This is a genomic window from Micromonospora sp. SYSU B005 (genome assembly GCF_055362685.1).
In genome coordinates this window covers 146,534-165,665 of sequence record NZ_JAXCFU010000003.1, presented here as the reverse complement: position 1 = coordinate 165,665, position 19,132 = coordinate 146,534, and the positions used below count along the sequence as shown (strand labels likewise).

Below are 19,132 nucleotides of genomic sequence, written 5' to 3'. Positions count from 1 at the left end.
ATGTTCGGGCAGGTCACGGCCGGTTCGGCGGGTCATGTCGGGAAATTGGCCCGGTCCGGCCCGGCGTGCTGCCCAGGTCACCGGGTATGCGGGCGGCGCAGTTCACGCGACAGGAGGGACATCATGCCGAAAACCCTCGCGGTCGGACAGGTCGACATCAGTGCGGCCTGGACCGACTTCTGGAGGTCGGTGCTGCTCTTCGTACCGCGGGCGATCGCGTTCATCGCGATCCTCGTCGTGGGTTGGCTCATCGCCCGAGCCGTCCTCAAAATCGTGGACGCGGCACTGGAACGGGTGGGCTTCGACCGCGCCGTCGAACGCGGCGGCGTCAAACGGGCCCTGGAACGCACCAAGTACGACGCCAGCGACATCCTGGCCAAACTGGCCTACTACGCGGTCCTGCTGTTCACCCTGCAGTTCGCCTTCGGGGTGTGGGGACCGAACGCGATCAGCGACCTGATCCGTGGGGTGGTGTCCTGGCTGCCGCGGGCCTTCGTGGCGATCGTGATCGTGGTGATCGCCGCCGCCATCGCCAACGCCGTCCGGGACCTGGTCTCGGGTGCGCTCGGCGGGCTCTCGTACGGCCGGGTGCTGGCCGACGTGACGGCGATCTTCATCCTGGCGCTCGGCATCATCGCCGCGCTGAACCAGGTGGGCATCGCCACCACGGTGACCACGCCGGTGCTCGTGGCGTTCCTCGCCACAGTGGCCGGCATCCTGATCGTCGGTGTCGGTGGTGGTCTGGTCAAGCCGATGCAGGACCGCTGGGACGGCTGGCTGCACCGGGCCGCCGAGGAGTCCCGGGCGATCCGGCAGCAGCGGCAGGCGCAGCAGGCCGGCCGCGGCGACTACGAGCGGCGGATGGCCGACCGGGGCGGGCAACCGGCACCGGCGGCGCCGCAGTCGTCCATGTCGGGCGCGGGCACGTACCGCTCCGGCGAGATGGGCGACGAGACACAGCAGTTCCGCCGGCCGAACGGCTGACGGCAACGGGTGACGGGGTGTCCGCGGGGTGATCGCGGGCACCCCGTAGCCGTGTCCGGGTCAGGCGAGGTGGCGCGGGTCCAGTCCACGGGTCAGCAGGCACACCGCGAGCAGGCGGGTGAGCGTCCAGTCGGGCGCGGACCAGTCCGGCTCGGCCGGCGGCGTCCAGCCGTGCTCGGCCGCCGCGTCGCGCAGCCCCTCGGCGTACCCGGCGAGCGCCGCCACGGTGAGCGGGCGGCGGTCGCCGTCGAGGGTGTCGCGTACCCCGGCGGCGTGCTGGTCGACCTCGGCGAGCAGCCCGGGGTTCGCGTGGGCCGCGGCGAGGCCGGCGGTGCCGACGGCGGCGATCAGCGAGGTGAGGGTCGTCCGCGCGGCCACGGCCGCGGAGCGGCGGGTCGCGACCCGGTTGTTCGGCACGCGCATGGTGTCCGAGGCTAACGCCGCCCGCCGGGGGCCGGCCTCGGCCGAGCGGGGGATGCCCGGGTCGTCCGGGGGAGCCGTCGTGTCGTCCGGCGGGATTGAGTCGCCCGTGCGGGGGCAGAAGTCCGCTACGCAGAGCACACGATCGGGGTCACGGAGGGACACGATGGGACAGCGGGCCGACGGACCGGACCGGGCACACCGGCGCCCGGAAGGAGTGAGTGACGCCACGGTCGAGGCGCTGGGCAAGCTCAGCGAGGCCCTGGAGTGCGTCGAGCGGGCCCGCGGCCACCTGTACGAGCTGCACCAGCTCATCGGGCACGCCGACCTGATGCTCGACGACGCGGTGGACATGTTCCGCGCCGCCGGTCACCCGGCGCTCGCCGAGCGGATCGACAGGGAACTGCTCGGCCGCAACGTCATCGCCGGGCGGTGGACGTTCCAGATCGTCGAGGACTTCGACGACGGCTACTACGCGCTCTTCCGGGAGCTGGACCGGCAGGCCCGCGACGAGCTGGTCGAGGGCCGGCGGCACCTCTACGAGGCGGAGATGAAGGAGCGCCGCCGCAGCCGGGGGATGCCGGGGCACGAGGCGCGCCCCGGCACGTGCTGACTCAGTCGGAGGAGCGTGCTTCGGCCGGGCGGCGACGGGCGCCGTCGTCGGCGATGATCACGGTCGCGACCATCAGCGCCACCACCAGGCTGAACAGCCAGGAGCTGTCCTCGGTGAACCGGGCGGAGACCGGAGCCTGGATCGCGGCGAGCAGGAAGCCCAGCCACGCGAGCTTGCGCTGACGGTTGGAGAGGAAACCGGAGCCCTGTTGCATCCCGAAAGTCTTGCGCGCATCAGGGGGAGTGCCGTCAGCCGTTCGGCCGATTCTAGATGGGCTGTCCGTTTTCCCGGCCGTCCGTACCGCACTTTTTGTCGTTTCGGCCGAGCATGAATCCGGCGGCCGCGGGCACCGGCACGGGGTGTCCGCAGCCGCCCGGGATCACCCGCCGTCCGGGCCGGTCCGCCCGATCGTCGACGGCCGGTAGGCCCGGTCCGCATCGGTCATCTCACGCCGCTCGGCCTCCGGGCCGGCGCCCCGGTCCACCGCCTCCGGGCCGTGGCCGAACGCGGCCTCCTCGCCGGCGTCGTTGGCGGTGACGTCGTCGCCCTGGCCGTCCGTGGCCGACCGGGCGATGGCCTGGTCCAGCTCGTGCAGGGGAGTGCGGTCCTCGTCGCGCCACACGCGGCGGTCGTTGTCGGTCATTCCCCTGCGGTACCCGGACCGGATGATCGCAAACGGCCGGACACGGCGATGGCCGCCGGCACCGCCGGCGGCCATCCAGACTCGGGTACGGGGGAGGTGGCTCAGGGGGTGGGGCGGTCGACGGCGCCGCGCCAGGCGCCGGTCTCCTGACCGCGCCGCTCGATGAACTGCTTGAACCGCTCCAGGTCGCCCTTGGCGCGCCGGTCGACCACGCCCAGCTTGTCGCCGGCCTGCTCGACCACGCCGTGCGGCTCGAACTCCATCTGCAGCGTGACCCGGGTGTGCCCCTCGTCGAGCCGGTGGAAGGTCACCACGCCCGCCTGCTGGGTGCCCCCGGTGGAGCGCCAGGCCACCCGCTCGTCCGGCAGCTGCTCGGTGATCTCGGCGTCGAACTCGCGCTTCACGCCCGCGATCTCGACGGTCCAGTGGGTCATCGTGTCGGAGAGCTGCCGCACCTCCTGCACGCCGTCCATGAAGTGCGGGAACTCCTCGAACTGGGTCCACTGGTCGTACGCGGTCCGGATCGGGACGTCCACGTCCACGTGCTCGGTAACGCCACTCATGTCGGGGTTCCTCCTGTTCCGCCGGTGTGTGTCTCGTACGGGCCGTGGGCCGGCCCGCTCACCAGCGCGTCGTCTCGTTCCTGTGCCCGAGTGCGGCCCACACCTCGGAGATCGTCTGGTAGTGGGCGCCCGCGGGCAGGGTCTCCAGGGCGGCGACGATGTCCGTCGGCGCCTCGTTCTCCCGCGCGTTCGCCAGCAGCGCCTCCCGGTCACCGGGCAGGGCGGTCATCGTGATGAACCGCCCCAGACGGCTGCGCGCCTCGACGTCCTCGGAGCTCATGCCCTGCGGCGTGCCGCTGCGCAGCTCCCCGGCCGGCGCCGTGGTGGCCTCCGGCTGGTCCTCGCCGGCCGGCTCCGGGATCCGGAACTCCTCGGCCCGCGAACCGCCGGTGCCGGCGCTCTGGACGAGACCGCTGACCTCGCTGCTCATCTGGTCGTCGACCCTGGGCGAGTGCTTGCTGCTGCCACGTTCCATGCCTTGGGAGATGCCCCGGGGGACCGCCGGTAAACCGGCGCCGCCCGGGAGAGCCGGTCATCCGGGCGGCAACCGGTCGGCCGTCTTCTCCCCGTCCGTCTTCTCGTCCTCGGCCGGGGCACGGGGCGGCAGCACCGGGTCGTCCGGCTCCTCGACCCCGGCCTGCATCGCCCGCCCGCGTTGCAGCTCGGCGTTCACCTGAACGCCGAGCATCAACGCGCAGTTGGACAGGTAGAGCCACACCAGGAACGCGATGACCGCGCCGAGACTGCCGTACGTGACGTCGTACGAGCCGAAGTTCGCCACGTACAGGCCGAAGCCGAAGGACGCGAGCACCCAGGCCACGAGTGCCAGGGCGCCGCCCGGGGTGAGCCAGCGGAACCGCGGCTGGCGGACGTTCGGCGCGATCCAGAACAGCAGCGACAGCAGCGTCATCGCGACCACGGCGAGCAGCGGCCACTTCGCCACCGACCAGGTGGTGCGGGCCACCGCCCCGGCGTGCAGCAGGTCACCCACCGCGTCGGTGACCGGGCCGCTGACGATCAGCCCGGTGGCCACCACCGCGAGCAGCACGATCGTCACCGCGGCCATGCCGATCTGCAACGGGCGCAGCCGGTAGAACGGCCGGCCCTCCCGCACCCCGTAGATCGCGTTGGAGGCGCGGGTGAACGCGCCGATGAACCCGGACGCGGACCAGAGCGCGCCGAGCAGACCGAAGCTGAGCAGCACCTTCGCCGAGCCCTGCTGCTCGACCACGTTGCGCACCACACCCACGAACGCGTCGTTGCCGACCACCGAGCCGGCGCCGATCTCCCGGGCCAGGTCGATCACGGTGTCGACGGTGCGCGGGCCGTCGGAGACCAGGCCGACCAGAGCCACCACCACGATCGTGGACGGGAACAGGGCCAGCACGCCGTAGTAGGTGAGCGCCGCGGCCCAGTCGGCGCAGTTGTCGGTGACGAAACCCTTGCCGCTGCGCACCAGCACACCGCGCCAGGTGCGCCAGTTGAGCTGGCGGATCCGGCGGGGGAAGCGGGACCGTGTCCGGCCGCCGACCGTCTGTGGTGTCGTCACGGTCATGTCCGCCTCCTCCAGGCCCCGCCGTCGGGCGTGGCCGGGCGGTACCCCCGGCGGGAAATCGACAAACCGGGTGCCGGTTTGCCCGCCGGGCGGGCGGGAACCACACCAGACAGCCGATCGAGACTCCAGGAGGACGAGATGCCCGGGCGCGAGGTACTGCCCAGCACGCTGCGGCGCTCGCCGGCGAAGGCGCAGCGGACCTGGGAGAAGACGCACGACTCGGCAGTCGAGACGTACGGCGAGGGGGAGCGGGCGCACCGCACCGCCTTCGCCGCGGTCAAGCACGAGTTCGAGAAGGTGGGCGACCACTGGGAGCCCAAGGGCCGCAAGGGGCCCAGCGACAAGCAGGCCGAAGGCGGCGGCCCGGCGCGGCGCGCGCCGACGGCCGGTGGGGTGGACGCCAACGCCAGCAAGGATCACCTCATGGAGGTGGCGAAGAAACTGGACGTGCGCGGCCGGTCCCGGATGACCAAGCCGGAACTGGTCGAGGCGATCGAGAAGGCGAACAACAACGCGACCCGCAAGGCCCGCGGGGGTCGCTGACCCCTGGGGGTACGCGTCGAGCCCGGGACCGCCTCGGTCCCGGGCTCGTGTCGTGCCGTCTCACCAGTGGCCGCCGCCCGGCGCCTCCAGGTGCACCGCCTTCACGGTGCTGAACTCGTCCAGCAGTTCCGGGCCGTACCCGAAGCCCTGACCGCTGCCCCGGCGCGGCTGGGCCGCGCCGCCGGGCGCCCCGCCGAACACCGAATTGATCTTCACGGTGCCGACCGGCAGTTCCCGCCAGGCGCGCTGGGCGTGGCTCATCGAGCCGGTCAGCACGGTGGCGGCCAGGCCGTACGGGGAGTCGGCCGCGCAGCGCAGTCCCTCGCTGAACGAGTCGACCACCACCACCGGGGCGACCGGCCCGAACGTCTCCTCGCGAACCAGCGCCATGTCGTGCCGGCAGCCCTCGATCACCGTCGCCGGGTAGAACGCGCCCGGCCCGTCCGGCAGCACCCCGCCGGCGCGTACCCGGGCGCCGTCGGCGAGCGCGGCGGTGACCTGCCCGTGCACGTGGTCCCGGTGCCGCCGGTCCACCAGCGGCGCGAGCTGCGTGCCCGGGTCACGGCCGGGGCCCACGGTGAGCGCCTCGGCGCGCGCCACGAGCGCGTCCAGGAAGCCTTCGGCGACGTCGCGGTGCGCGTAGATCCGTTCCACCGCCACGCAGATCTGACCGGCGTTGGCGAAGCACCCGAGCGCCGCCTGGTCGGCCGCCCAGACCGGGTCGACGTCCGCGTCCACCACGAGCGGGTCGCTGCCACCGTTCTCCAGCAGCACCTTCGCCCCGGTACGCGCGCCCGCGGCGGCGATCGCCCGGCCGGTGGCAGTGGAGCCGACGTGGGCGATCACGTCCAGTTCGTGCCCGGCCAGCGCGGCGCCCACCTCGCCACCGCCGGTGAGAAGCGACAGCACCCCGGCCGGCAGCGCCGAGTCCAGCGCGCGGGCCAGCAGCCAGCCGGTGGCGGGGGTCCGCTCGCTCGGCTTGTAGACCACCACGTTGCCGGTGACCAGCGCGGCGCCGAGCAGGCCGCAGGACACCGCCACCGGGTCGTTCCACGGGGTGATCGCGGCGACGACGCCGCGTGGCTCGGGGGCCATGAAGTCCAGCGCGTCGTGCGCGCCGCGCAGCGTCCGGCCGCCCCGGACGGGGGCCAGTTCGGCGTACTGTCGGAGGGTGCCGACGCCCGCCGCCACCCCGCCCCGCGCGTCGTCGAGCGGCTTGCCCATCTCCGCCGTGGTCGCCTCGGCCAGCTCGTCTGCCGCCGCCTCGACCGCGTCCGCCGCCCGGTGCAGCGCCGCGGCCCGTTCCGCCGGTGCGGTCGCGGCCCACTCCGCCGCCACGCCCCGGGCCGCCTCCACCGCCTTGGCCACCTCGTCGGCCGTCGCGACGGGCGTCCGCGTCACCGGCGACCCGTCCGCCGGATCGTGGACGACCAGCTCGCCGCCCTCGCCGCCGGCGCCCCACACCCCACCAATGAGCTGCGCAACCGTGTACATGCGGCCGTGCTTGCCCCGGCGTGGGCGGGACAAACGCGTTTCGCCCGGTGACCGGCCGGGTAGCCGGATCCGATGACCTCCACCGCAGACGCCGTCGTCATCGGGGCCGGGCACAACGGGCTGGTGGCCGCGAACCTGCTGGTGGACGCCGGCTGGGACGTCGAGGTCCTGGAGGCCACCGAGGCGCCCGGCGGAGCCGTGCGCTCCGCGTACGTGACCGCGCCCGGTTACCTCAGCGACCTCTACAGCTCCTTCTACCCGCTCGGCTACGCCTCCCCGGTGCTCGACGGGCTGGACCTGGAACGGCACGGCCTGTCCTGGACGCACGCGCCGGACGTGCTGGCGCACCTGCTCCCGGACGGCCGCGCCGCAGTGGTCAACCGCGACCTGGACACCACCGCCGCCTCGCTGGAGGCGTTCGCCCCCGGCGACGGGGAGCGCTGGCGGCACGCGTACGCCGACTGGTGCCAGGTGGCCGAGCCGATGCTGCAGACCATCACCACCCCGTTCCCGCCGGTACGCGGCGGGCTGGGCCTGCTGCGGCAACTCCGGGTCGGCGGCGCGCTCCGCCTGGCCCGCCGCCTCGTGCTGCCGGTCCGCAAGCTCGGCGCGGAACTGTTCGAGGGCGAGGGCGGCACGGTGCTGCTGGCCGGCTGCGCCCTGCACACCGACCTGTCCCCGGAGGACGCCGGCTCCGGGGTGTACGGCTGGCTGCTCGCCATGCTCGGCCAGCAGGTGGGCTGGCCGGTACCGGTGGGCGGCGCCCAGAAGATCACCGACGCGCTCGTCGCGCGGCTGGTCGAGCGGGGCGGGCGGATCACGTACGGCGCCCGGGTCGAGCGGGTGCTCACCGCCCGGGGCCGGGCGATGGGCGTCCGCACCGCCGGTGGCACCGACTGGCGGGCCCGGCGCGCGGTGCTCGCCGACGTGCCCGCCCCGGCGCTCTTCCTCGACCTGGTCGGCGCGGCGGCGCTGCCGCCCCGGATGGTGGAGGACCTGGCGCACTTCAGGTGGGACGGCTCCACGCTCAAGGTCGACTGGGCGCTGTCCGCGCCGGTGCCGTGGAAGAACCGCGACCTGGCCGGCGCCGGCACCGTGCACCTGGGCGCCGACCTCGACGGGCTCACCACGTACGCGGCCGAGCTGGCCCGCGGCGAGCTGCCACGGGATCCGTTCCTGCTGGTGGGGCAGATGTCGGTGGCCGACCCGAGCCATTCACCGCCCGGCACCGAGTCGCTCTGGTCCTACACCCACCTGCCGTTCCGCCGCGACTGGCGGGCCGAGGAGGTGGCGGGGCACGTGGAGCGGATGGAGGAGGTGCTGGAGGCGGCGGCACCCGGGTTCCGGTCGTCGATCGTCGGGCGGCACGTGGCCGGCCCGGCCGACCTGGAGGACGCCGAGCCGAGCCTGGTCGGGGGAGCGCTGGGCGGGGGCACCGCCGCGGCGTACCAGCAGTTGTTCCTGCGGCCGATCCCCGGCCTGGGCCGCGCCGACACCCCGGTGGACCGGCTCTACCTGGCCAGCGCCTCCGCCCACCCGGGCGGTGGCGTGCACGGCGCGCCGGGGGCGAACGCGGCACGCGCCGCGCTCGCACGCGACCGGGCGGTCACCGGCGAGGTGTACGCCCGCACGATCGCCGCCGCCCACCGCACCATCTACCGCTGACCCGCCCGCGCCCCCACCGGCTGCCCCGCCCACGGGCCGAGCGATCCCGGAAAACGAGATCGGCAGCCCGCATCCTGGGAGTCGCGGTAGATCTTGGTAAGAAAGTGCCCCTATGGGGGCCGTTTCCCACCAAGATCTGCGGGCTTCCCGGGACGAGGCGTGACCGCACCGCCGCCTTTGCTCTGCAGCCGCATACGCATCGGTCACGCACCGTGTCCGCAGCCGGGCGCCCGGCGAAACGGTGCTCCGGAAGGCGCCCCTGCTCAGGGCGGTGCTGCGCCGATGGCTGCAGAGCAAAGGGGCCGGCGAGGGAATGTGGCCGGACGACCGCGCCCTCACGCGCGGTGACAATAACGCAGCGTGAGGGCGCGGTGGAGGTGCGGGAGAGCGGGTCAGGAGTCGAGGTTGCGGTGCCGGCTGCGTAGCTTGAACGGCATCAGCGCGCTCTCGATCTTCGTGGCGGTGGTCATCTTCGAGTCGCCGTCGCGGCGCTCCTCGAAGCGGATCGGCACCTCGAGGATCGTGTGGCCCAGCTTGGTGGCGAGATAGTGCATCTCCACCTGGAAGCTGTAGCCGTTCGACTGGACCCGGTCCAGCCCGATCGCGCGCAGCGCGTCCGCCCGCCAGATCTTGAAGCCGGCGGTCAGGTCGCGGATGCGGACCCGCAGCAGCGTGTGCACGTACAGGTTCGCCCAGCCGCTGAGCGCGCGCCGGTACAGCGGCCAGTTCTCGTCCAGCTCACCGCCGGGCACGTAACGGGAGCCGATGACCACCGAAGCCTGGGTGGACAGCAGCGCGCCGAGCATGCCGGGCAGCGCCTCCGGCGGGTGCGACAGGTCGGCGTCCATCTGCGCGACGAAGTCCGCACCGTCGTCGAGCGCCCGGCCGATGCCGTCCACGTACGCCCGGCCGAGGCCCTCCTTGCCCGGGCGGTGCACCACCATCACCCGGTCCGGGTGCTCGATGGCCAGCTTGTCGGCGACCTCGCCGGTTCCGTCCGGGGAGTTGTCGTCGGCGACCAGCACCTTCAGCCCCGGCAGCGGCAGCGCGAGGAGGCGCTCGACCAGCACCGGGAGGTTGCCCGCCTCGTTGTAGGTCGGAACGACGACGGTCAGGCGCGCATCCCCCCACGGGGAGGGTAACTGCACGGGTTCGATCATCACGGACATCCTCGGTCAGCCGACAGGTTCACCTGAGAGGGTAGCCAGTCCCTCGCACGGCGGCCGCACAGACGCCCCGCCGGCGATCGATCACCGCTCCGGCTTCTGCCGCGTCGCGATGTCGGACAGCCGGGCAAGCGTCTCCCGGTTACGAAGATGCAGCACCAGGTCGTTGAGCTTGGTCCGGATCCACCGCAACGGCCCGGCGGCGAAGTCCTCGCCGAGCGTCACCCGGGTCCTGCCGTCGTCGAGCGGCTCCAGCACGAACGCCACGACCGCCTCCCCGGCCGGCCACAGCCCGGCGCGCAGGACCAGGCGGTGCGGCGCCTGGCACTCCAGCACCGTCGACTTGTCCTGGAGCGAGAACGGCCACGGCCCGGCCCGGTGATGCAGCCGGCTGCCGACGCGCGGCCACGTGTCGTCCACGTCCCGCACGTGCGCGGTGCCCACCACCCAGTCGCTGTACGTCCACCCGTCCGCGAGCACCTCGAAGACCTGCTCCGGGGGCGCGTCGACAACCTTCTCCACAACCGCCATCACCGAGCGGTACCCCCGCGCGGGCGGTCGCTAACGGCGATCCGGGTTAGCTTCTCCGGGGCGGCGGGTATCGCCGGACCGGGCCGGTCGTGGCAGGTGTGCACCCGGCTGTGCGGCACCGGCGGGGCGGCCTGGCGCCGACGCCGACGTTTACTCCTCGGGGCCTCGGGAACCCGCCGCCCGTGCGACGGGACCAGGAGCGGGATCAGTGCAGGTCAGCCCGGGTTGACCCGGGTGCTGACCGGTTCCCGTCCGGCCTGTACGACGCGGTCCTGCTGGACCGGGACGGCACGCTGGTGGAGGACGTGCCGTACAACGGCGACCCCGAGAAGGTACGGCCGGTGCCCGGCGCCCGGGAGGCGCTGGACCGGTTGCGGGCTGCCGGGTTGCGGCTGGCGGTGGTCACCAACCAGTCCGGCCTGGCCCGGGGGTACTTCACCGCGCACGACCTGCGCCTGGTCAACGCCCGGGTGGAGGAGCTGCTCGGGCCCTTCGACCACTGGGTGATCTGCCCGCACGCGGAAGCTGACGGGTGCGCCTGCCGCAAGCCCGCGCCCGGCCTCGTCCACGAGGCGGCCCGCGCGCTCGGCACCAGGCCCACCCGGTGCGTGCTGATCGGTGACATCGGCGCGGACACGGCAGCCGCCGCGGCTGCGGGCGCCGCCGCGATCATGGTGCCCACGCCGGCGACCCGGGCCGCCGAGGTCGCCGCCGCGCCCACTGTCGCCGCCGACCTGCCGGACGCGGTGGGCATCGTGCTGGCCCGGATGCGCCTGACGGCCGCGCCGCACCCCGCGCGCCGGTCGCGTCGCGGGACAGTGCTGGTGGTCCGCAGCGACGCGGCGGGCGACGTGCTGGTGACCGGGCCGGGCATCCGGGCGGTAGCGGCCGGAGCGCAGCGGGTGGTGCTGCTGTGCGGGCCACGCGGCCGGGCCGCCGCCGACCTGCTCCCCGGCGTGGACGAGATCATCGAGGCGCCACTGCCGTGGATCGACGCGCCCGCCCCACCCGTCGACCCCGGTGCCGTGCGCGCGCTCACCGACCGGCTGTCGGAGGTACGCGCCGACGAGGCCGTCGTGTTCACCTCCTTCCACCAGTCCGCTCTGCCCCTCGCGCTGCTGCTGCGCCTGGCCGGGATACCGCGGATCAGCGCGATCAGCGACGACTACCCGGGCAGCCTGCTCGACGTCCGCCACCGCGTTCCGGCAGGCGTACCCGAACCGGAACGTGCTCTGTCCCTCGCGGCCGCCGCCGGCTTCGCGCTGCCCGGCCACGACGAACCGGCGCTGCGCATCCGCACCGACCGGCTTCCGCCGCGCGCGGCCGACGCCGGCGAACCCGGCTACGTGGTCCTGCACCCCGGCTCGTCGGTGGAGACCCGCGCCTGCCCGGAGGAGCTGGCCACCCGCGTGGTCCGCGTGCTCGGCGCGGCCGGTTACCGGGTCGTGGTCACCGGCGGACCGGACGAGCGGGAGCTGACCGAGCGCGTGGCCGCGGCGGGCGGCGTCGACCTGGGCGGGCGGACCGGGCTGGACGACCTGGCGGCGGTGATCGCCTGCGCCGGGGCGCTGGTCGTGGGCAACACCGGTCCGGCGCACCTCGCCGCCGCGCTCGGCGTGCCGGTGGTGAGCCTGTTCGCCCCGACGGTGCCGTTCGGACAGTGGGGGCCGTACCGGGTGCCGACGGTGCGGCTCGGCGACGCGGGGGCGGCGTGCCGGGACACCCGCGCCACCGTCTGCCCGGTGCCCGGTCACCCGTGCCTGTCGGCTGTCGAGCCGGGACGGGTGCTGGAGGCGTTGCGGCTGCTCGGCGTGCCGGCGCCGGTGGCGGGCGGGGTGGCCGGATGAACATCCTGGTGTGGCACGTCCACGGGTCGTGGACGACCTCCTTCGTGCACGGCAAGCACCGCTACCTGGTGCCGGTGACGCCGGACCGGGGCCCGTACGGGCTGGGCCGGGCGCGCACCTACCCGTGGCCGGACAGCGCCGTCGAGGTCACCCCCGACGAGCTGCGTGACACCGACGTCGACCTGGTGATCCTGCAACGCCCCGAGGAAGTCGACCTCGCCGCCGAGTGGCTCGGCCGCCGGCCCGGGCGGGACGTGCCGGCCATCTACGTCGAGCACAACACGCCGAAAGGCGACGTGCCGAACACCCGGCACCCGATGGCCGACCGCGACGACCTGCTGCTCACCCACGTCACCGCGTTCAACGAGCTGTTCTGGGACAACGGCGCCACCCGCACCACTGTCGTCGACCACGGCGTCGTACCACCGGACGTCGAGTGGACCGGGGAACTCGACCGCCTCGCCGTGGTCATCAACGAGCCGGTACGCCGCTGGCGGGTCACCGGCACCGACCTGCTCGCCCGGTTCGCCGCGCTGGCGCCGCTGGACGTCTACGGGATGAAGGTGGACGGTCTCGCCGCCCACCTCGGCCTGCCCGAGGACCGGCTGACCAGCCACGACGACGTACCCCAGCACGCCATGCACGCCGAACTCGCCAAACGGCGCGCGTACCTGCACCTGTGCCGCTGGACCTCACTCGGCCTCAGCCTCATCGAGGCCATGACCATGGGCATGCCCGTGGTGGCACTGGCGACCACCGAGGCGGTGGAGGCGGTGCCGCCGGCCGCGGGAGCGCTGTCCACACGCGTCGACACGCTCGTCGACGCCGCCCGTGGGCTGCTGGACGACAGGGAGTCCGCCCGCCGGGCGGGCGCCGTGGCCCGGGCCGCCGCCCGGGACCGCTACGGCCTGGATCGATTCCTCGCCGACTGGGACCGGCTGCTGGAGGAGGAAGTATGCGCATCGCGATGATCTCGGAGCATGCCAGCCCGCTCGCCGTCCTCGGCGGGGAGGACGCCGGTGGCCAGAACACGCATGTCGCGGAGCTCTCCGCCGCGCTCGCGGCCGCCGGTCACGACGTGCGCGTCTACACCCGGCTCGACGCGGTGGACCTGCCGGTGAGCGTCCGCACCCCGGACGGGTACGAGGTGGTGCACGTACCGGCCGGGCCGGCCGAACCGGTGGCCAAGGACGACCTGCTGCCGTACATGCCGTCGTTCGGGCAGTGGCTTGCCGACCGGTGGCGCACCAGCGACTGGCAGCCCGAGGTGGTGCACGCGCACTTCTGGATGAGCGGGCTGGCGGGTCTCGCCGCGGCCCGCCGCGCGGGCGTGCCGATGGTGCAGACGTACCACGCGCTCGGCACCGTCAAGCGCCGCCACCAGGGCGTGCAGGACACCAGCCCGCCGGGCCGGGTCGAACACGAGCGGAAGCTGGGCCGCTCGGTGGACCGGGTGGTCGCCCAGTGCCAGGACGAGGTCGCCGAACTGGTCCGGATGGGCGTGCCCCGGTCCCGGATGACAGTGGTGCCGTCGGGGGTGAACCTCACGACGTTCTCCCCGCTCGGCCCGGCCGCCGACCGCGACGGCGGCCGGGCCCGCATCCTCACCGTCGGCCGCCTGGTCGAGCGCAAGGGCTTCCAGGACGTCATCCGGGCCGTCGCCGAGGTGCCGGACGCCGAGTGCGTCGTCGTGGGCGGGCCACCGGCCGGACTCCTGGAGACCGACCCGTACGCGCTGCGCCTGCGCGCGCTGGCCCACTCCCTCGGCGTCGCCGACCGGGTCCGGCTGGTCGGCGCGGTCCCCCGGGAGGAGATGGGCCGCTGGTACCGGTCGGCCGACGTGCTCGTGGCCGCACCCTGGTACGAGCCGTTCGGGCTCACCCCGCTGGAGGCGATGGCCTGCGGCGTACCGGTGGTCGCGACTGCGGTCGGCGGGCTGATCGACACGGTGGTGGCCGGACGCACCGGCGACCTGGTGCCGCCCCGGGAGCCGGCCGCCCTCGGCGCGGCGCTCCGGGGCCTGCTCGGCGACCGGATCCGCCGCTTCGCCTACGCCACCGCCGCGCTGGAACGGGCCCGCACCCGCTACTCCTGGGCCACCACCGCGGACCGCCTCACCGAGCTGTACGGCGAGGTGGCCACCGTGCGCCGCCCGACCCGGGTGGTCGCCTGATGACGGCCGGGACGCCGGCCGCCGGCGCGACGGTGCTGGAGGACCACCTGAGCCTGCTGGCCGCCGCGCTGCTGCCGCTGCGGGAGGCGGAACAGATGCTGGCCCGCTGGGGTGAGGAACTGGCGCAGCGGCTCGCTGCCGGTGGCCGCCTGCTGGTCGCGGGCAACGGCGGCAGCGCCGCCGAAGCCCAGCACCTCACCGCCGAACTCGTCGGCAAGCTCCGCCACGACCGCCAGCCCCTGTCCGCCATCGCCCTGCACGCCGAAACCAGCGCCCTCAGCGCCATCGCCAACGACTACGGATACGACGAGGCCTTCGCCCGGCAGGTCCGCGCCCACGGCCGGCCCCACGACATCCTCCTGCTCCTGTCCACCAGCGGCACCAGCACCAACCTCCTCACCGCCGCCCGCGCCGCCCACCAGACCGGCATGCGCTGCTGGGCCTTCACCGGACCCGCACCCAACCCCCTCGCCGACATCTGTCACGAACACCTGGCGATCGACTCGCCGGACGGGCAGGTCGTGCAGGAACTGCACCTGGTGGCCTCGCACGTGCTCTGCGAGTACGTCGAACTGGCGCTGCCCGCCGCGCTCGCCGCCCAGCCCGCGGCCGGGCCGGTACGCGCCGGCGTCGAGGTCGTCGTCGGTGAGCCGGACCCGGCGGCGCCGGCCGGACGGGGAGGCGTGGCATGAGGGGACCGGTGGTGGTGCTCGGTGACACGCTGCTGGACCGCGACGTCGAAGGTCTGGTGAACCGGCTCTGCCCGGACTCCCCGGTGCCGGTGCTCGACGAGACCGTCTCCGCCGACCGGCCGGGTGGCGCCGGGCTGGCCGCCGTCTTCGCCGCCGCGCAGGGCGCCGAGGTCGCGCTGGTCACCGCCGTCGCCGACGACGCGGGCGGGGCCCGGCTGGGCACGCTGCTCGCCGCCGCCGGGGTCCGGCTGTACGCGCTTCCGCTGGCCGGTGCCACCCCGGAGAAGATCCGGCTGCGGGCGCGCGGGCGGGTGCTGCTGCGTCACGACCGGGGCGGGAGCGCCGGTACCCCGGGGCAGCCGAGCGACGCCGTGCTGCGGCTGATCGCCGGTGCGTCCGCCGTACTGGTCAGCGACTACGGCCGGGGCGTGGCAGCTCATCCGGCGCTGCGCGCCGCGCTGACCGCCACCCGGGCACCTGTGGTCTGGGACCCGCATCCGCGTGGACCGGCCGCCGTACCCGGTGTGCACCTGGCGACCCCGAACGAGCCGGAGGCCCGCGAGCTGGCAAAGACGCCGCCGGGCGGTTCCCGCCTGGCCGTCGCGTCCCGCAGCGCGCACACGTTGCGCCGCCGCTGGCAGGCGCGCGCGGTCGCGGTGACGCTCGGCGGGGACGGCGCGTTGCTCAGCCACGCCGGGTCCACGCCCCTTGTGGTGCCGGCGCCGCCCGCCGAGGGGGACACGTGCGGGGCGGGCGACCGGTTCGCGTCCACCGCGACCCTCGCCCTGGCCCGTGGGGCGCTGGTGTCCGAGGCGGTGCAGGAGGCGGTCACCGAGGCGTCCGCGTACGTGGCCGGTGGCGGTGTCGCGGCCGCGCTGCCCGCGCCGGTGCGCGCGGTGGCCCCGGAGGTGGTCACCGGCGGCGGGGACCGGATCGGCGCCGGGGCGGCCGGCGAGGTGGTGGCCCGGGTACGCGCGGCCGGCGGCACCGTGGTCGCCACCGGCGGCTGCTTCGACCTGCTGCACGCCGGGCACGTGGCGACGCTCCAGGCGGCCCGGCAACTCGGCGACTGCCTTGTCGTCTGCCTCAACTCCGACGCCAGCGTCGCCGGGCTCAAGGGCCCGGAACGCCCGGTCGTGCCGCAGGGCGACCGGGGCCGGCTGCTCGCCGCACTCGGCTGCGTCGACGCGGTGCTGATCTTCGACGAGCCGACCCCGGAGGCGGCGCTGTCCTGGCTGCGCCCGGACATCTGGGTCAAGGGCGGCGACTACGCCAGCGGTGGCGGCCCGGAGACGCTGCCCGAGACGGAGATCCTGGCCCGCTGGGGCGGCCACACGGTGGTCGTGCCGTACCTCGACGGGCGCTCGACCACCGACATGATCGCGGCGGCACGGGCCGGGCGGGGCAGCGGCGGCTGGCCGGCCGCGTCGGTCGACCCGGCCGAGGCCGTCGCGCAGGTCCGGTCCACGGCGAAGGGAGCACGATGAACGAGCGACGCATCCGACCCGGCGCGGTCGCGCCCGCCGGTCCGACGGTGGCGGCGTGAGCGCCGGCGCGCCCGGAGCCGGGCCGACCGTCCTGGTCACCGGCGGCTCCAGCGGGCTCGGCGCGGCGGTGGTCGCCGCGGTGGCCCGCGCCGGGGGACGCCCGCTGGTGCTGGACCGGCAGCGCCCCGCCGACGGGGTGCCCTGGGTCGAGTGCGACCTGGCCGACACCCGCGCCGCCGAGGCCGCCACCCGCGACCTCGCGGAACGCTCCGGCGGGCTGGACGCCGTGGTCACCGCCGCCGGCATGGACGTGCCCGGGAAGCTCGCCGACATCCCGGCCGAGACCTGGGAACGGATCGTCACCGTCGACCTGCTCGCCACCGCCGCGGTGATCCGGGCCGCGCTGCCCTGGCTGGAGGCCTCCCGGGGCAGCATCGTCACCGTCGCCTCCACGCTCGGCGTGAAGGCGGTCAGCGACGCGACGGCGTACTGCGCGGCGAAGTTCGGGGTGGTCGGGTTCACCCGGGCGCTCGCCGCCGAACTCGCCGGAGCGGTCGGCGTGACGCTGCTGATCCCGGGCGGGATGCGGACCGCGTTCTTCGACGAGCGGGACGCGCAGTACCGCCCCGGCCCGGACGCGGTGCTCAACGAGCCCGCCGACACCGCCGCCGCGGTCATGTTCGCGTTGTCCCAGCCGGCCGGCTGCGCGGTACGCGAGATGGTGGTCTGCGCCGCGCAGGAGTCCTCGTACCCGTGATCCTGGTGCTGCGCGCGCTCGGGGTCGGTGACCTGGCGACCGCCGTGCCGGCGCTGCGCGGCCTGCGCGCCGGCCTGCCGGGCCGGGAGCTGGTGCTCGCCGCGCCGGCCTGGCTGGCGCCGCTGGCGGAGCTGACCGGGGCGGTCGACCGGGTGCTGCCCACCACCGGGCCGGACCGGATCGGGTGGACCGGACAGCCGCCGGAGGTGGCGGTCAACCTGCACGGCCGCGGACCGCAGTCGCACCGGGCGCTGGCCGCCGTCCGCCCCGGCCGCGTGCTGGCCTACCGCAACCCGGGCGCCGGGCACCCGGACGGCCCAGCCTGGGACGACGACGAGCACGAGGTCCGCCGCTGGTGCCGGCTGCTGCACGCGTACGGGCTGCCGGCCGACCCCGGGGACCTGGCGCTGCGGCGTCCGGCGGCGGCCGGCGTACCGGCCGGGGTGACGCTGCTGCACCCGGGCGGCAAGATCCCGGCGAAGCGCTGGCCGGCGGACCGGTTCGCCGGGCTGGCCCGGGAGCTGGCCGCGCGCGGGCACCGGGTGGCGGTGACCGGCTCGCCGGACGAACGGGCGCTGGCCGAGCGGGTCGCCCGCGACGCCGGGCTGCCGCCGCAGGCGGTGCTGGCCGGCCGGACCGGACTGGCCGAGATGGCCGCGCTCGTCGCGGGCGCGCGGCTGGTGGTCAGCGGGGACACCGGCGTGGCGCACCTCGCCACCGGCTACGGCACCGCCTCGGTGGTGCTGTTCGGCCCGGTGCCGGCGGCACACTGGGGCCCACCGCCGGACCGCCCCCGGCACCGGGCGCTGGGTGCGATCGAGCCCACGCCCGTCAACCCGGATTCGACCGGGTCGGGCGGGGTAGGAACCCACCCGACATTGGATGCCATCGGGATCGACGAGGTGGTGGCTGCGGTGGCCGACGTGGAACGGGTCTCCGGTGCGGTTGCGGCGTAGCGATCCGGGCCGGCCGGGGTACGCGCGCCGGCGCCGCGGCAAGGGCTGGCTGTTCCTCGACCCGGCCGGCGAGCCGGTACGCGACGCCGGGGAGCTGACCCGGCTGCGTGAGCTGGTCATCCCGCCCGCCTGGCAGGACGTGTGGATCTCGCCGTACCCGAACGGCCACATCCAGGCCACCGGCATCGACGCGGCGGGCCGCAAGCAGTACCTCTACCACCCGGGCTGGCGGCGCAAGCGCGACGAGGCCAAGTTCGACCACGTGCTGGAGGTGGCGCACCGGCTGCCCACGCTGCGCGACCGGGTCACGCACGACCTGGCGCTGCGCGGCCTGCGCCGGGAACGGGTGCTCGCCACCGTCGCCCGGCTGCTCGACATGGGCGCGTTCCGGGTCGGCAGCGACCAGTACGCCACCGGGGACGACCCGACGTTCGGGGTGGCCACGCTGCGCCCCGAGCACGCCCGCTCCCGGGGCGGGTGCGTGGTGTTCGAGTTCCCGGCCAAGGGCGGCATCGACCAGGTCCGCCGGATCGAGGACGCCGAACTGTGCCGGGTGCTGTTCGACCTGCGCCGTCGCCGGCGTGCCCAGGAGCGGCTGTTCGGCTACTGGGACGGCCGCTCCTGGCGTGACGTGCGCAGCGACGAGGTCAACGACTACCTGCGCGACGCCAGCGGCGGCGAGATGACCGCGAAGGACTTCCGTACCTGGCACGCGACGGTGCTGGCCGCCGCCGAACTGGCCACCGTGGGCCCGCAGCGGTCCGCCACCGCCCGCAAGCGTGCCGTGGCCGGGGTGATGCGCTCGGTGGCCGAACTGCTCGGCAACACCCCGACGGTGGCCCGCACCTCGTACGTGGACCCGCGTGTGGTCGACCTCTACCACGACGGGGTGCTGGCGCCGGTGCAGCCGGAGATGCCGCGCGAGGCGGTGGAGAAGTCGGTGCTGGCGCTGCTGGAGGAGGAGGCCGGCTGACCGCCGACCGGCCCCGTCGGTCCTGGGGGGAAGCGCGACGGGGCCGGGAATCTCGGCCGCCGGTGCGGTC

At 74.9% G+C, this 19,132-nt stretch carries 21 protein-coding genes; 12 read left to right on the top strand and 9 right to left on the bottom strand.

The window, feature by feature from the left end; all coding sequences use genetic code 11:
* The first annotated feature begins 123 nt into the window (after positions 1-123).
* On the top strand, positions 124-984 hold the full coding sequence (locus SM452_RS09980; protein ID WP_194800995.1) for a mechanosensitive ion channel family protein: 861 nt from the start codon (positions 124-126) through the stop codon (positions 982-984).
* Between the two features lie 60 nt (positions 985-1,044).
* Here SM452_RS09980 and SM452_RS09975 read toward each other — a convergent pair whose 3' ends face one another.
* Positions 1,045-1,407, bottom strand: coding sequence for a DUF6401 family natural product biosynthesis protein (locus tag SM452_RS09975; RefSeq protein WP_262012319.1), 363 nt, complete (start codon positions 1,405-1,407; stop codon positions 1,045-1,047).
* 163 nt (positions 1,408-1,570) lie between these two features.
* Between SM452_RS09975 and SM452_RS09970 the strand changes: the two genes are divergently transcribed.
* Positions 1,571-2,017, top strand: coding sequence for a hypothetical protein (locus SM452_RS09970; RefSeq protein WP_402808279.1), 447 nt, complete (start codon positions 1,571-1,573; stop codon positions 2,015-2,017).
* 1 nt (position 2,018) lies between these two features.
* On the opposite strand, the gene SM452_RS09965 is transcribed toward SM452_RS09970, so the two are convergent.
* From SM452_RS09965 to SM452_RS09945, 5 genes are all read right to left on the bottom strand, one after another.
* A complete protein-coding gene (locus tag SM452_RS09965; protein WP_018784964.1) occupies positions 2,019-2,231 on the bottom strand; it encodes a hypothetical protein in 213 nt (70 codons plus the stop codon).
* A 165-nt stretch (positions 2,232-2,396) separates the two neighbouring features.
* Positions 2,397-2,660, bottom strand: a complete 264-nt coding sequence (locus tag SM452_RS09960; RefSeq protein ID WP_463839767.1) for a hypothetical protein — start codon at positions 2,658-2,660, stop codon at positions 2,397-2,399.
* Positions 2,661-2,761: 101 nt separating this feature from the next.
* On the bottom strand, positions 2,762-3,223 hold the full coding sequence (locus SM452_RS09955) for an SRPBCC family protein (protein ID WP_013285389.1): 462 nt from the start codon (positions 3,221-3,223) through the stop codon (positions 2,762-2,764).
* A gap of 58 nt (positions 3,224-3,281) precedes the next feature.
* The gene (locus SM452_RS09950; protein ID WP_194800999.1) at positions 3,282-3,698 is read right to left on the bottom strand and encodes a DUF2795 domain-containing protein; all 417 of its coding nucleotides are present in this window, start codon (positions 3,696-3,698) and stop codon (positions 3,282-3,284) included.
* 57 nt (positions 3,699-3,755) lie between these two features.
* A complete protein-coding gene (locus SM452_RS09945) occupies positions 3,756-4,778 on the bottom strand; it encodes a YihY/virulence factor BrkB family protein (RefSeq protein ID WP_357208640.1) in 1,023 nt (340 codons plus the stop codon).
* Between the two features lie 138 nt (positions 4,779-4,916).
* On the opposite strand from SM452_RS09945, the gene SM452_RS09940 reads away from it, so the two are divergent.
* Entirely contained in the window at positions 4,917-5,321 is a 405-nt protein-coding gene (locus tag SM452_RS09940) for a ChaB family protein (RefSeq protein WP_262012323.1), read from the top strand.
* Between the two features lie 60 nt (positions 5,322-5,381).
* Here the strand turns inward: SM452_RS09940 and SM452_RS09935 are convergent, their stop codons facing one another.
* The gene (locus SM452_RS09935; protein ID WP_463839766.1) at positions 5,382-6,815 is read right to left on the bottom strand and encodes an aldehyde dehydrogenase family protein; all 1,434 of its coding nucleotides are present in this window, start codon (positions 6,813-6,815) and stop codon (positions 5,382-5,384) included.
* A gap of 72 nt (positions 6,816-6,887) precedes the next feature.
* Between SM452_RS09935 and SM452_RS09930 the strand changes: the two genes are divergently transcribed.
* Complete coding sequence (locus SM452_RS09930) at positions 6,888-8,480, top strand: phytoene desaturase family protein (protein ID WP_463839765.1); 1,593 nt, start codon at positions 6,888-6,890, stop codon at positions 8,478-8,480.
* Between the two features lie 392 nt (positions 8,481-8,872).
* Here SM452_RS09930 and SM452_RS09925 read toward each other — a convergent pair whose 3' ends face one another.
* Together SM452_RS09925 and SM452_RS09920 are read right to left on the bottom strand one after the other, a co-directional pair.
* Entirely contained in the window at positions 8,873-9,640 is a 768-nt protein-coding gene (locus tag SM452_RS09925) for a polyprenol monophosphomannose synthase (protein ID WP_194801004.1), read from the bottom strand.
* A 90-nt stretch (positions 9,641-9,730) separates the two neighbouring features.
* A complete protein-coding gene (locus tag SM452_RS09920) occupies positions 9,731-10,177 on the bottom strand; it encodes an SRPBCC family protein (RefSeq protein WP_355507717.1) in 447 nt (148 codons plus the stop codon).
* 182 nt (positions 10,178-10,359) lie between these two features.
* Here SM452_RS09920 and SM452_RS09915 point away from each other — a divergent pair, with 182 nt between their 5' ends.
* From SM452_RS09915 to SM452_RS09880, 8 genes are read left to right on the top strand one after another with little or no spacing between them, the layout of a single operon-like run.
* A complete protein-coding gene (locus SM452_RS09915) occupies positions 10,360-12,024 on the top strand; it encodes an HAD-IIIA family hydrolase (protein ID WP_463839764.1) in 1,665 nt (554 codons plus the stop codon).
* Positions 12,021-12,995: a glycosyltransferase gene (locus SM452_RS09910; RefSeq protein ID WP_463839763.1), complete on the top strand. Its 975-nt coding sequence runs from the start codon at positions 12,021-12,023 to the stop codon at positions 12,993-12,995. Before SM452_RS09915 ends, SM452_RS09910 begins: the two co-directional genes overlap by 4 nt.
* Positions 12,980-14,197 carry a glycosyltransferase gene (locus SM452_RS09905; RefSeq protein WP_463839762.1) on the top strand — a complete coding sequence of 406 codons (1,218 nt, stop codon included), beginning with the start codon at positions 12,980-12,982 and terminating at the stop codon, positions 14,195-14,197. Before SM452_RS09910 ends, SM452_RS09905 begins: the two co-directional genes overlap by 16 nt.
* Positions 14,197-14,889 carry a D-sedoheptulose-7-phosphate isomerase gene (locus SM452_RS09900; RefSeq protein WP_262012329.1) on the top strand — a complete coding sequence of 231 codons (693 nt, stop codon included), beginning with the start codon at positions 14,197-14,199 and terminating at the stop codon, positions 14,887-14,889. Before SM452_RS09905 ends, SM452_RS09900 begins: the two co-directional genes overlap by 1 nt.
* Positions 14,886-16,376, top strand: coding sequence for a PfkB family carbohydrate kinase (locus SM452_RS09895; protein ID WP_463839761.1), 1,491 nt, complete (start codon positions 14,886-14,888; stop codon positions 16,374-16,376). The genes SM452_RS09900 and SM452_RS09895 overlap by 4 nt, the downstream gene beginning before the upstream one ends.
* Before the next feature lie 55 nt (positions 16,377-16,431).
* Positions 16,432-17,133 (top strand): SDR family oxidoreductase, encoded by a 702-nt coding sequence (locus tag SM452_RS09890; RefSeq protein WP_013285402.1) that lies wholly within the window; start codon positions 16,432-16,434, stop codon positions 17,131-17,133.
* Complete coding sequence (locus SM452_RS09885) at positions 17,130-18,089, top strand: glycosyltransferase family 9 protein (protein WP_463839760.1); 960 nt, start codon at positions 17,130-17,132, stop codon at positions 18,087-18,089. The genes SM452_RS09890 and SM452_RS09885 overlap by 4 nt, the downstream gene beginning before the upstream one ends.
* A complete protein-coding gene (locus tag SM452_RS09880; protein WP_262012333.1) occupies positions 18,073-19,062 on the top strand; it encodes a DNA topoisomerase IB in 990 nt (329 codons plus the stop codon). The genes SM452_RS09885 and SM452_RS09880 overlap by 17 nt, the downstream gene beginning before the upstream one ends.
* Positions 19,063-19,132: the final 70 nt, after the last annotated feature.

What these genes read in the sequence shown, in the direction of transcription:
- SM452_RS09980 (WP_194800995.1), top strand. Translation starts at nt 124, where the DNA reads ATGCCGAAAACCCTCGCGGTCGGACAGGTCGACATCAGTGCGGCCTGG.
- SM452_RS09975 (WP_262012319.1), bottom strand. Translation starts at nt 1,407, where the DNA reads ATGCGCGTGCCGAACAACCGGGTCGCGACCCGCCGCTCCGCGGCCGTG.
- SM452_RS09970 (WP_402808279.1), top strand. Translation starts at nt 1,571, where the DNA reads ATGGGACAGCGGGCCGACGGACCGGACCGGGCACACCGGCGCCCGGAA.
- SM452_RS09965 (WP_018784964.1), bottom strand. Translation starts at nt 2,231, where the DNA reads ATGCAACAGGGCTCCGGTTTCCTCTCCAACCGTCAGCGCAAGCTCGCG.
- SM452_RS09960 (WP_463839767.1), bottom strand. Translation starts at nt 2,660, where the DNA reads ATGACCGACAACGACCGCCGCGTGTGGCGCGACGAGGACCGCACTCCC.
- SM452_RS09955 (WP_013285389.1), bottom strand. Translation starts at nt 3,223, where the DNA reads ATGAGTGGCGTTACCGAGCACGTGGACGTGGACGTCCCGATCCGGACC.
- SM452_RS09950 (WP_194800999.1), bottom strand. Translation starts at nt 3,698, where the DNA reads ATGGAACGTGGCAGCAGCAAGCACTCGCCCAGGGTCGACGACCAGATG.
- SM452_RS09945 (WP_357208640.1), bottom strand. Translation starts at nt 4,778, where the DNA reads ATGACCGTGACGACACCACAGACGGTCGGCGGCCGGACACGGTCCCGC.
- SM452_RS09940 (WP_262012323.1), top strand. Translation starts at nt 4,917, where the DNA reads ATGCCCGGGCGCGAGGTACTGCCCAGCACGCTGCGGCGCTCGCCGGCG.
- SM452_RS09935 (WP_463839766.1), bottom strand. Translation starts at nt 6,815, where the DNA reads ATGTACACGGTTGCGCAGCTCATTGGTGGGGTGTGGGGCGCCGGCGGC.
- SM452_RS09930 (WP_463839765.1), top strand. Translation starts at nt 6,888, where the DNA reads ATGACCTCCACCGCAGACGCCGTCGTCATCGGGGCCGGGCACAACGGG.
- SM452_RS09925 (WP_194801004.1), bottom strand. Translation starts at nt 9,640, where the DNA reads ATGATCGAACCCGTGCAGTTACCCTCCCCGTGGGGGGATGCGCGCCTG.
- SM452_RS09920 (WP_355507717.1), bottom strand. Translation starts at nt 10,177, where the DNA reads ATGGCGGTTGTGGAGAAGGTTGTCGACGCGCCCCCGGAGCAGGTCTTC.
- SM452_RS09910 (WP_463839763.1), top strand. Translation starts at nt 12,021, where the DNA reads ATGAACATCCTGGTGTGGCACGTCCACGGGTCGTGGACGACCTCCTTC.
- SM452_RS09905 (WP_463839762.1), top strand. Translation starts at nt 12,980, where the DNA reads ATGCGCATCGCGATGATCTCGGAGCATGCCAGCCCGCTCGCCGTCCTC.
- SM452_RS09900 (WP_262012329.1), top strand. Translation starts at nt 14,197, where the DNA reads ATGACGGCCGGGACGCCGGCCGCCGGCGCGACGGTGCTGGAGGACCAC.
- SM452_RS09895 (WP_463839761.1), top strand. Translation starts at nt 14,886, where the DNA reads ATGAGGGGACCGGTGGTGGTGCTCGGTGACACGCTGCTGGACCGCGAC.